General features: G+C 73.0%; 12 protein-coding genes. 5 read left to right on the forward strand and 7 right to left on the reverse strand.

Going from position 1 to position 10,924, the window contains the following annotated elements; translation table 11 throughout:
- Window positions 1-290: 290 nt before the first annotated feature.
- Window positions 291-1,511, reverse strand: a complete 1,221-nt coding sequence (locus AB0M59_RS26770) for a helix-turn-helix domain-containing protein (protein WP_364619953.1) — start codon at window positions 1,509-1,511, stop codon at window positions 291-293.
- A 36-nt stretch (window positions 1,512-1,547) separates the two neighbouring features.
- Window positions 1,548-2,858, reverse strand: coding sequence for an FAD-dependent oxidoreductase (locus tag AB0M59_RS26775; protein WP_364619956.1), 1,311 nt, complete (start codon window positions 2,856-2,858; stop codon window positions 1,548-1,550).
- A gap of 345 nt (window positions 2,859-3,203) precedes the next feature.
- Here AB0M59_RS26775 and AB0M59_RS26780 point away from each other — a divergent pair, with 345 nt between their 5' ends.
- From AB0M59_RS26780 to AB0M59_RS26795, 4 genes are all read left to right on the forward strand, one after another.
- Entirely contained in the window at window positions 3,204-3,368 is a 165-nt protein-coding gene (locus tag AB0M59_RS26780; protein WP_364619959.1) for a hypothetical protein, read from the forward strand.
- A 101-nt stretch (window positions 3,369-3,469) separates the two neighbouring features.
- On the forward strand, window positions 3,470-4,699 hold the full coding sequence (trpB, locus tag AB0M59_RS26785; RefSeq protein ID WP_364619961.1) for a tryptophan synthase subunit beta: 1,230 nt from the start codon (window positions 3,470-3,472) through the stop codon (window positions 4,697-4,699).
- A complete protein-coding gene (gene trpA, locus AB0M59_RS26790) occupies window positions 4,696-5,502 on the forward strand; it encodes a tryptophan synthase subunit alpha (RefSeq protein ID WP_364619963.1) in 807 nt (268 codons plus the stop codon). The genes trpB and trpA overlap by 4 nt, the downstream gene beginning before the upstream one ends.
- A gap of 81 nt (window positions 5,503-5,583) precedes the next feature.
- Window positions 5,584-5,985: a DUF302 domain-containing protein gene (locus tag AB0M59_RS26795; RefSeq protein ID WP_364619965.1), complete on the forward strand. Its 402-nt coding sequence runs from the start codon at window positions 5,584-5,586 to the stop codon at window positions 5,983-5,985.
- A 4-nt stretch (window positions 5,986-5,989) separates the two neighbouring features.
- Here AB0M59_RS26795 and AB0M59_RS26800 read toward each other — a convergent pair whose 3' ends face one another.
- The 5 genes from AB0M59_RS26800 to AB0M59_RS26820 all read right to left on the reverse strand — a co-directional run bounded on the left by AB0M59_RS26800 (window position 5,990) and on the right by AB0M59_RS26820 (window position 9,950).
- Entirely contained in the window at window positions 5,990-6,685 is a 696-nt protein-coding gene (locus AB0M59_RS26800; RefSeq protein ID WP_364619968.1) for a hypothetical protein, read from the reverse strand.
- Window positions 6,682-7,563, reverse strand: a complete 882-nt coding sequence (locus AB0M59_RS26805) for an ABC transporter ATP-binding protein (protein WP_364619971.1) — start codon at window positions 7,561-7,563, stop codon at window positions 6,682-6,684. The genes AB0M59_RS26800 and AB0M59_RS26805 overlap by 4 nt, the downstream gene beginning before the upstream one ends.
- Complete coding sequence (locus tag AB0M59_RS26810) at window positions 7,560-7,931, reverse strand: GntR family transcriptional regulator (RefSeq protein ID WP_364619974.1); 372 nt, start codon at window positions 7,929-7,931, stop codon at window positions 7,560-7,562. Before AB0M59_RS26810 ends, AB0M59_RS26805 begins: the two co-directional genes overlap by 4 nt.
- A gap of 145 nt (window positions 7,932-8,076) precedes the next feature.
- A complete protein-coding gene (locus AB0M59_RS26815) occupies window positions 8,077-9,204 on the reverse strand; it encodes an enolase C-terminal domain-like protein (protein WP_364619977.1) in 1,128 nt (375 codons plus the stop codon).
- Complete coding sequence (locus AB0M59_RS26820; RefSeq protein ID WP_364619979.1) at window positions 9,201-9,950, reverse strand: creatininase family protein; 750 nt, start codon at window positions 9,948-9,950, stop codon at window positions 9,201-9,203. The genes AB0M59_RS26815 and AB0M59_RS26820 overlap by 4 nt, the downstream gene beginning before the upstream one ends.
- A gap of 41 nt (window positions 9,951-9,991) precedes the next feature.
- Here AB0M59_RS26820 and AB0M59_RS26825 point away from each other — a divergent pair, with 41 nt between their 5' ends.
- Window positions 9,992-10,921, forward strand: a complete 930-nt coding sequence (locus tag AB0M59_RS26825; protein WP_364619981.1) for an ROK family protein — start codon at window positions 9,992-9,994, stop codon at window positions 10,919-10,921.
- Window positions 10,922-10,924 lie beyond the last annotated feature (3 nt).

Raw genomic sequence — 10,924 nt, forward strand, 5'->3', positions numbered from 1 at the left:
GGTGCGCCGGTGCAGTCCAAGTAACTAACCGGTCAGGTATGTACCGTACGGTTAATTAGAGAGATTGAACGGCGGTCGCGGGCTTGTCAAGTGCCGATTTTCCGGCGCCGAGGGCCGAGTTGATCGGCTCGGTCCTCGGCGCATAGGCGTCCGGCGTCATGAACGAGTCGTTCATGACGTCCGGGCCGTCAAGCGCGCAGGCTGGCGCCCTTCGTCTCCGGGAGTGTGCGGTCGCCCTCCAGCGCCGGATGTCGCGTCCGGCGGGACGGGAAGACGACGTTCGTCGATCCTCAGGAGCCCGGGTGGTCGCGGTACGCGGCGGCGATGACCCGCAGCTTGAGCCCGAGGTGCAGCATGAGCCGGTCGTCGCCGGAGTCCAGGCTGCACCCGGTGATCTGCTCGATCCGCTTGAGCCGCTGGTACAGCGTGGCGCGGTGGATCCGCAGGGAGTCGGCGGTGCGCTGGATGTTCCCGCCGTGGTCGAAGAAGTCGGTCAGCGTCGCGATCAGCACGTTGTGGGTGTCCTCCCGCTCCACCGCCGCGAGCGCCGGCACCGAAGACGCGTCGAGGAGGTCTTCGGCCGGGAGCTTCAGCAGGAGTTCGTACGGACCCAGTTCGCCCCAACGGGCGAGTTCGCCGATGCCGGGCAGCAGCAACGCCGCACGCGCGGCCAGCAGCGCCTGCTGGTAGGACGTGACAACCTCGCCGAGCGTCGTGACGGTGCCGCCGAGCCCGAAAACCGGCCGGGCGGCCTCGTCGCCGAGCCGCCGGAAGCGGGTGGTGATCCGCTCGGCGATCGCCTCGACCAGGCCGCGGGACGGCGGGACCCGCTGCACCAGCAGGATCCAGGCGCGCGACCGGTTCGCCGCCATCAGCGCGACGTCGTCGGCGACCGCGCGGACGCCGTCTTCGACCGCCGCCTCGAACGCCACCTCTTGCGGCGCGGCGATGGACCGCGAAGCCGGGCATTGCACGGCGAGCACGGTGAAGCAGGTTCGCTCGTCCCCGAAGAGCTGTTCGGCACGCAGGTCGTCGATCGCCTGCGCGCGCACCGCGAGGTCGCCCGAGACGAGCTCGCGCAGGATGCCTTCCTGCCGCGCCTTCGAGCGTTCGTGGAGCAGCAGCCGGCGCAGCAGCATCGCGCCGGCGGTGGCGGCGGCCTCGCCGGCGGCCGCCATCTCGTGGTCGGTGAACGTCCCGTCCTTGTCGATCAGCCACAGGTACCCGAGCAGCATGCCGTTGCAGCGCACCGGTGCGCACAGCCTCGGCGCCGCGCCCTCGACGTCGACGACGCCGGGCGCGACCCAGCGGGCGATGCCCTCGGCGAGGATGTGGTCGACGATCTCCGGTGCCACCGACCGGTTCATGACCGAGCTGACCCGCAGGGCGTCCTCGTCCCCGAAGTGGCGGCTGGCGGCGAGCAGGCGGATGGCGGGGTCGTCGATCGCGACCGACCGCCGCAGGCGCTCGGCGAGTTCGTCCACGATGGACTGGAGATCGCGGTCGGCCACGGCGCCCCCTTCCCGGCTGCCGTCCACGGTAACCGCTCAGCCCATCACCGTGCCCGAGCTGCCGGTGTTGCGCGCGCGCCTGCGGGAGAACGCGCCGAGGTCGATCTCCAGGCCCGTGTGCACCCCCTGGTACTTCACCGGATCGGTGTCGTGGTCGGCACCCGACTCGACCTGGTCGATCAGCGTGGCCATGAGCCGGCCGACGACGGGGGCGTTCTTGAACTGGTTGCCGCTGGTGCCCATCGCGACGTAGAACCCCGGCAGCTCCGTGCGGTCGTAGATCGGCGTCCAGTCGTCGGCGGCGTCGTACACGCCGACGACGCCGCGCGCCCGGTTGGGCACCCGCAGCCCGGGCAGCCGGCGCGCCGCCCGCGTCACCTGGGCTTCGAACACCGCCATGGTCGGGTTCGGCTGGGCGTCGTCGGGGTCGTCGAGCCACTGCAGCGGGTCGCATTCCGGCTCGGTGCCGCCGACGAGCAGGCCGCCGCCGACCTCGCCGCGGAAGTAAGTGCCGAGATCCATGTCCGCCACCGACGGGCCCACCCCGCCGGCCGGGTGGTAGCCCTCGGGCGCGAGCACGTGGGCGACCTCCTGCCGCAGCGGCCGCACGCCGATCGTGAAGTCCGCCCCGACCCCGGCCAGGGCGTTGAGCTTGCCCGACCACGGTCCGGCGGCGTTGACGACGACCGGTGCGGAGATCTTCGTGCCGTCGGCGAGGACCACCGCGCTCACCCGGCCGCCGCGGGACTCCACTCCGGACACCGTGGCGCGGAACCGGAACCCCGCGCCTTCCTTCGCGGCCGCCGACGCCAGGTTCTGTGCGGCGAGCTGCGGGTCGGTGATGTACCCGGCGTCGGGGGTGTGGACCCCGCCGAGCGTCTCGGTGGCGTCGGCCCCGAAAGCGTCGTCGTCGATGCGCTTGGGCGGCCAGAACCGGCCGGGGTCGATCCCCGGGACGCGTTCGGCGAGGGTCGCGCTGTCCCACTCCTCGTAGCGCACGCCGGCTTCGTCGAACAGCGGCAGCCAGGCGGCCCTCGGGGCGGCCGCGACGTCGAGCACGACCAGGCCACTGCGTTCGAACCGGGCCAGGTCGCCGACGTCGTGGCCGAGGTGCTCGGCCCACGCCGACCAGCAGAAGTGCGACTCCCACGCGGCGGCCACCCCCGCGAAGGTGGAGAAGTTGTACCGCACCACGGCACTCGACGCGCTCGTCGAGCCCTGCCCGGCCCCGCTCGCACGGTCCACCACCACGACGCGGCGGCCCGCCCTGGCCAGTTCGAGCGCGATCGCCGATCCGATCACGCCGGCGCCGATCACCACGACGTCCGCGCTGACTTCCGAGCTCATCGTCTTCGTCCTCCCTGTGCTCCCGGCGTCCCAGTGTGCGGGCGGCGGCGCCTGCCGTCGCCCGACACCTGTCGCGATCCGGGCGCGCAGCGGTCAACGGATGTCGATTGGCCCCGGCCGGGGCCGAGAGTGGTCGGCAAGCTCGCCGACTTGGTCGTGTTCGGGAGCGACCCGCTGGCGGACCCACTCGTCTTCGACGACCCCGATCAGGTCCAGCTCGTGCTGCAGCGCGGCCGGATCGTCGAGGACATCCGCTGACCAGCCATCCGAGGAGGACGGCGACCTCCGTCACCGGTGACCCGAAATTCTTGCCGGGACCCGGCGGCCGCGAGTTAAGGTGACGTCGTGCCCCTCACCGTCCGCTTCGCCCGTGGCCGCCGGCCGCGTGGCTGCCAGGCGCCCGCCCGGCGCGTGCGCGGACGCCGGGTGCGGTACGCGATCGGCTCCGAGGCGGGCCAGGTCGACGGGATGCGATGGCAGCGTGCGCCGCGCGTCGCGTGGGTTCGCTGAGGGAGTTCTTCCCCCGGTGATCCCGCGTGTTCGTGCGCTCCGGTGATCCCCGACCAGCCACGAACCCACCCAGGACTCCCCGGGTCAGGAGCACATCTGCCATGAAGCACGCCTTCTTCTTCCCGGCCGCGCCGGGAACCCTGCCCACCGCCGAGGGGTACTTCGGCGCCTTCGGCGGCCGGTTCGTCCCCCAGGCGCTCGTCGCCGCCGTCGACCAGGTCGCCGCCGAATACGAACGGGCGAAAGCGGATCCCGCCTTCGTCGCGCGGTTCGAGGACCTGCTCGCCCACTACGTCGGGCGGCCGAGCGCACTCACCGAGGTGCCGCGCTTCGCCGCGCACGCCGGCGGCGCGCGGGTGTTCCTCAAGCGCGAAGACCTGAACCACACCGGCTCGCACAAGGTCAACAACGCGCTCGGCCAGGCGCTGCTGGCCCTGCGGATGGGCAAGACCCGTGTCATCGCCGAGACCGGCGCGGGCTCGCACGGCGTCGCGACCGCCACCGCGTGCGCGCTGACCGGCCTGGCCTGCACCGTCTACATGGGAGAGACGGACATGCGCCGCCAGGCGGTCAACGTGGCGCGGATGGAGCTGCTCGGCGCCGAGGTCGTGCCGGTGACGTCGGGATCGCGCACCCTGAAGGACGCCATCAACGAGACGTTCCGCGACTGGGTCGCCCACGTCGACGACACGCACTACCTGTTCGGCACGGTCGCCGGGCCGCACCCGTTCCCCGCCATGATCCGCGACTTCCAGCGCGTCATCGGCGTCGAAGCGCGCCGCCAGCTCCTCGATCGGACCGGACGGCTGCCGGACGCCGCAATCGCTTGCGTCGGCGGCGGGTCCAACGCGATCGGCCTGTTCCACGCGTTCCTCGACGACCCCGGCGTGCGCTTGATCGGCTGCGAAGCCGCCGGGCACGGCGTGCGGAGCGGGAAGCACGCGGCGTCGCCGTCGGCGGGCGAACCCGGTGTCCTGCACGGCTCCCGCTCCTACGTCCTGCAGGACGACGAAGGCCAGATCCTCGAAGCCTGGTCGATCTCGGCCGGGCTCGACTACCCCGGCGTCGGACCGGAACACGCGCACCTGCACGACTCCGGCCGCGCCGGCTACCGTCCGGTCACCGACGACGAGGCGATGCACGCGTTCCGGCTGCTCGCCTCGACCGAGGGCATCGTCCCGGCGATCGAGAGCGCGCACGCGCTGGCCGGCGCCCTGGAAGTCGGCGCCGAGCTCGGCCCGGACGCCCTCCTCCTGGTGAACCTCTCCGGCCGCGGCGACAAGGACCTCGACACCGCCGCCGTCCACTTCGGACTGGAGGGCGCGCGATGAGCCTGCGGCTGCTCACCGAGACACTCGCCCGGACGAAGGCGGCCGGGCGGGCCGCACTCGTCACCTACCTGCCCGCCGGGTTCCCCACCGTCGACGGCGGGATCGCCGCACTCCGGGCGACCCTCGACGCCGGCGCGGACATCGCCGAAGTCGGCCTGCCCCACAGCGATCCGGTGCTGGACGGCCCGGTCATCCAGACGGCCGACGACATCGCGCTGCGCGGCGGCGTCCGGATCGCCGGTGTCCTGCGCACGGTGCGCGAAGTCCACGCCGCCACGGGCAAGCCGGTGCTGGTGATGTCGTACTGGAACCCGGTGTCCCGCTACGGCGTCGAGCGGTTCGCCCGCGAGCTGGCCGAGGCCGGCGGCTCGGGCTGCGTGCTGCCGGACCTGCCGGTGGCCGAGTCCGCGTCGTGGTGCCGGCAGGCGGCCGAGCACGGGCTGGCCACGGTGTTCGTGGTCGCGCCGAGCAGCACGGACGCCCAGCTGGCGGAGACCGCCGCGGCCGGGTCCGGGTTCGTCTACGCGGCCGCGCTGATGGGTGTCACGGGAACGCGGGCATCGGTGGACGAGGCGGCCGGCGTCTTGACGCGCCGCCTCCGCGCGGTCACCGAGCTGCCGGTCTGCGTCGGCATGGGGATCGCGGACGCCGGCCAGGCCGCCGAGGTCGCCGGGTTCGCGGACGGCGTGATCGTCGGCTCGGCGTTGGTGGAGACACTCCTCGACGCGCGCGACCGGGCCGAGGGGACGGTGGCGCTCGAGCGGCTGACGGAGCAGCTCGCGGCCGGGGTGCGCGGGGCCTGACGGGTGCCGGGCCGCGCCACCGTGGCGCGGCCCGGCTCCGGGTCAGGCGACCGCTACGCTGGTCAGAACGGAGGAGGAAGCGTGGACCAGCAAGGCTTGGTGACCGTTCCGAGCAAGTGGCCGGTGGACACGACCGTCGAACGGCTCGAGCAGGCCATCACGGCGGCCGGGCTCGTGGTGTTCGCCCGGGTCGACCACGCCCGCAACGCGCGCGAGGTCGACCTGCCCCTGCGGCCGACGTTCCTGCTCATCTTCGGCAACCCCCGCGGCGGCACCCTCCTCATGCAGGAGAACCAGGTCGCCGGCCTCGACCTGCCGCTGAAGTTCCTCGTCTGGGAGGACGAGCACGGCCAGGCCCAGGTCACCTACAACGAGGTCGGCTGGATCGCGCAGCGGCACGGCTTGTCCGCGGAGACGGCCGGCGTCGTCTCGGCGACCGCCTCCGCCGTCGAGGACCTGGCGCGCCACGCGACCCAGGACTGACCCTTCAGGCGGTCGCGCGTCGCAGCACCAGCCACGCCGCGCCGCCGAGGGCCAGCGCCAATGCCACCGGGTAAGCGGTGAACAGCGCGAACGACGGCTGGCCGCCGAGGAAGTCGCCGATCGCGGGCCACCAGCTCCGCTTCGCCACCAGGACCTTGATCCCGGCGATCAGCGCGACGGCACCGGCGAGGGCCAGGTAGATCCCGGTCTGGCGCCAGCGCTGGAACACCACGCCCGCCAGCACCCCGATCGCCGACACCGCGACCAACGGTCCACTGTAGACGAACCACAGCGCCGGCGGGCCGTGCTCGCCCAGCGCCGCCGGCCCGAAGATCCGCGCCTCCCGGCCCCAGCCGCCGGTCGACCGCTCGACGACGTCGAGCGCCACCATCACGAGCCCGAGGAGCAGGGCCTGCCCGAGGACGACCAGCGCGGTGGCCGCGGCGAACGTCCGGCGGGTCACGCCGAGGCCCAGCGAGAAGGGGAACACCTGTGTCATCGACTGCAGGTGCGCGGGGGCGACCACGCCCCACAGCGCCGGCAGCAGGTAGATCTCGTGCGCGCCCAGCGCGCCCGCGCCGTTGGAGACGTCGATGCCCCAGCCCAGCAGCGGCATCGCGGCCAGCATGGCCAGCGGGTAGGCGAGCAGGACCGGCCAGTTGACCAGCTGGATCCGCGCGACGTCGAGCACGCGTTTCATCGGGATTCCTTCCCGGCGGCGACCGGCCCGCCGCGGCCTTGGGTGGTGCGGACGACCAGCTGCTGCAACGAAACCGGCTCGAAGTCCAGCCCGGGCTCGTACCGGTCCCGGGCACCGGTGAGGGTGACGCGCAGGGAGCCGCCGATCCGCTCGCGGTGCAGTTCCTCGTGGCCGGCGGCGAAGCGCTCGACGGCCTCGGCGGGCCCGGTCACCGCGACGGCCTCACCGCGCAGCGACTCGGCGTCGGTGTCGATGAGCACGCGGCCCCGGTCGAGCAGCACGACGTGTTCGATCAGGTCGCTGACCTCGTCGATCAGGTGCGTGGAGAGCACGATCGTGCGCGGGTACCCGGTGTAGTCGGCGAGCAGCCGGTCGTAGAACAGCTGGCGCGCGACGGCGTCGAGGCCGAGGTAGGGCTCGTCGAACAGGGTCAGCGGCGCCCGCGACGCCAGCCCGATGATCACCCCGACCGCGGAGAGCTGGCCGCGCGACAGCTTGCTGATCCGCCCGCCGGCCGGGACGGCGAAGTCGTTTAGCAGCGCCGCGGCGTAGGCGTCGTCCCAGTTCGGGTAGAGCAGTTCCGCGGCCCGCAGCGCGTGCTTCACCCGGAACTTCTCCGGGTAGTGCTGGCTTTCCTTGATGAAGCAGACCCGCGAAAGCACGTCGGCGTTCTCGTAGGGGTGCTGCCCGAAGACCTCCACCGTGCCGCCGGTGGCGAAGGCCTGTCCGGTGAGGATCCGCATCAGCGTGGTCTTGCCGGCGCCGTTGCGGCCCAGCAGGCCGTGGATCGTGTTTTCGGCCAGCTCCACGCTCACCCCGTCGAGCGCGGCGAGCGGGCCGTAGCGTTTGCTCACCCCGGTGGTGCGGACCACGTTCATCGCTGCGGCTCCCAGACGTCGATCAGCTTCTTGATCTCCTCGGCGCCCATGCCGAGCTGGCTCGCCTCCGCCATCAGGGGCGCGAGGAACTGCCGCGTGAAGTCCCGGCGCCGCCGCTCCAGCAGCTGCGCGCGGGCGTCCGTGGCGACGAACATGCCGATGCCTCGTCTCTTGTAGAGGATCCCGTCGGCGACGAGCTGGTTGATGCCCTTGGCCGCGGTCGCCGGGTTGATCCGGTGGAAGGCCGCGAGCTCGTTGGTGGAGGGCACCTGCGTGTCCGCGGCCAGGCTGCCGTCGACGATCGAGCTCTCGATCTGCTCGGCGATCTGCAGGAACAGCGGCCGTCCGTCGTCCTTCACGCCGACCACCGCACGGGGCGGTCCGTCGGTTCATTACTCATGTAACTAACCATGGAGGCTCGGGTGGGCCTCTGTCAAGGCCGAGGGTCGAGAGGCGCGGGAAAACAGGCAGGCCGCCCGCGCATCGCGGACGGCCTGCCGGGTGCGTCGTCGCTCAGCCCGTCAAATCACCTTCCCGCTCATTGCGGCCGGCGTAATGAGCCAGCTTGTCTTCGTCCACCGTCACGCCCAGCCCCGGCCCGGACGGCACGCGCAGCCGGCCACCGGTCAGCTCCAGCGGCTCGACGATGTCGTCCTCGTGCAGGTAGTACATGCTGTCGATCGCCCGGGAGAGCACCGGGGTGCTCGCCACCACCGCCAGGTGCGCCGCCGTTGCGATGCCGAGCTCGCCGCCACTGTGCAGGTTCATCCCGAGGCCGAACGTCTCGCAGTGCGCGGCCAGTGCCTTCGTCGCCGCGATGCCGCCCCACTTGTAGACGTCACCGTGGATCACGTCGACCGCGCCGAGGCGGACCGCCGGGGCGAACTCCTCGAAGCGGACCACGCACATGTTGGTGCACAACGGGATCCGGACCTTCGCGCGCACCTGGGCCATCCCCTCGATGCCGACGCAGGGGTCCTCGAGGTACTCCAGGTCCAGCTCCTCCAGCGCCAGCCCGGCGCGGATCGAGTCGGGGACCGACCACGCCGCGTTCGGGTCGACGCGCAGCTCGACGTCCGGCAGGGCGCGCCGCAGCTCGCGCATGATCGCGACATCGCCGCGGACGTCCGTGGTGCCCTTGAGCTTCACCGCCGTGAACCCGCCCTGCGCCACCACCTTCGCCGCGTGTTCGGCGAGCCCCTGGGCCAGTTCGCGGCCCGACGCGCCGGGGGCGTCGGCGCGCGTGACGAGCGCGGTGATCGGCACCTCGTCGCGGACCCGGCCGCCGAGCAGGTCGGTCACGGACTGGCCGGTGACGTGCCCCATCAGGTCCCAGCACGCGACGTCGAGAGCGGCCAGCGCCGCGTAGCCGAGGTAGCCGTGGAAGAACGGCACCATGTGGTGGCGCCGGTGGAAGGCCTCCAGCTCGAACGGGCTCCGGCCGATCAGCTCCGCGCCGAGCTTGCGGACCAGCTCGGCGACCGGGCGGCCCCACATGGTCTCGCCCCAGCCGGTCACGCCGGTGTCGGTGCGCAGCCGCACCACCGTGCGGGTCTCGCCCGTCTTGGTCTCGAACGAGCTGGTGAACGGGTTGGTCAACGGCAGGTTCACGACCCAGGCGTCGACTTCGGTGATCTTCATGCCTCCCCTTCGGCGTGGGTTGCGCGGGTGGCCGCGTCGAACGCGCGGATCGCGTCCGCCAGCGCGGTCGCCCGGTCTTCGAGCAGGTCGGCGCCGCCCTCGGCGGTCGCTTCGCGTGCGTCGTCGGTGCTGCCGCCGGCGCGGGCCCATTCGCCGTGGCGTTCGGCGGTCAGGCCCGGGTACGGCGGCTCGGCGAACAGCGGCGGTGGTGTCACGTCGGGCCGCGACTCGCGCGGGCGGACGAGGTCCGGGTGCGCGGCGAGCATCAGCGACGTCTCGTAGTGGCCCGCGTGCCCGGGTGACCCGGTGTGCTCGCCGAGCGAGAAGTAGGAGCACGCGCCCAGGGCGACGTCGGCCCGCAGCGCGTATTCCTTGACCGCGAGGCGCATGATCTCGTCGTTGCCGCCGTGGCCGTTGACCACGAGGACGCGCCGGAACCCGCTGGTGGCCAGGGAGTCCAGGACGTCGGCGAGCACGGCTTGCAGCGTCGCCGCGCGCAGCGACACCGCGGCGGCGAACAGGTGGTGCGGGCTGTGGCCGAACGGTAACGCGGGCAGCCGCACCACGGCCGGTCCGCCGCCGAGACGTGCCAGCGCACGGTCGGTGACGGCCTCGGCGAGCATCGTGTCGGTGCCCATCGGCAGGTGGCCGGCGTGCTGTTCCTGCGAGCCGATCGGCAGCACGGCGATCGCCGTCCGGCCCGCCGAGCGCACCTCTTGCCAGGTCATCCCCGTCAGTTCGGGCATCTGGTCTCCCCTCTCGTCGCCGGTCGTGGCATCGTGGCCGCATGAGCACCGGCGAACGCCCGGCCCTGCGGCTGGTCCCGGCGCCGGCCGCGACCGAGGCCGGCGGCCCGCTGCTGGGTGCCGTCGAACTGCTGCCCGGCCGGGTCCGGGCGGCGCTGGTCGAGCTGTCCGGCGCGGTCGTGTGGCGCGCGGAAGCGACGTACCCGCGCGGCACCGCCGACCGGGCCGAGATCGACGCGGCCTTGGCCGCGGTCGCGCGGTTCCCCACCCGGCCGGTCGGCGTCGGCGTGGCCGCGGCCGGGCTGGTCGACGCCGAGGCGGGCGTGATCATCGAGGTCAACGAAGTGCCCGCACTGCACGGATATCCGGTGGCCGACGTCCTGTCCACTGTGGCCGGTGCGCCGGTCCACGTCGAGCACCGGGCGCGGCTGCAGGTCCTGGGCGACCGCTGGTTCGGCGAAGGCCGCGGCCGTACCGCGTTCGCGTCCGTCTCCACCGGCGAGGTGCTGGGCGTGGGGATCCTCTACGGCGGCGAGGTACTGGCCCCGCCGGGCGGCCGCAGCGGCGCGCACATGACGGTCGCCGCGAGCGGCCGCCCCTGCACCTGTGGCGCGCGGGGCTGCTGGAAGACCGTCGCGACGACGCCGTGGCTGCGCGCCGAGGCTTCGCGGCGCGGCCTGGCCGCGGACTCGGTGCGCGAGCTGGCCGGGCACCCCCTGCTCGACGAGTACGCCGCCAACATCGCGCTCGGGCTGGTGAACATCCAGCAGCTGTTCGCGCCGGGCCTGTTCGTCCTGCACGGCGAGGCCGCCGACGGCGGCGAACACTTCCGCTCGCGCATCGAAGAGCGGTTGCGGGAAGACTCGTCGTGGGCGAGCGGGGCGGCGCCGCCCCGGGTGGTGGTCAGCCCCGGCCCGGCCGACGACGTCGCCTTGCTCGGCGGCGCCGGTCTCGTGCTCTCGCACCACTGACCC

This window comes from Amycolatopsis sp. NPDC051371, from assembly GCF_040682155.1.
In the GTDB taxonomy this organism is placed as follows: Bacteria; Actinomycetota; Actinomycetes; order Mycobacteriales; family Pseudonocardiaceae; genus Amycolatopsis.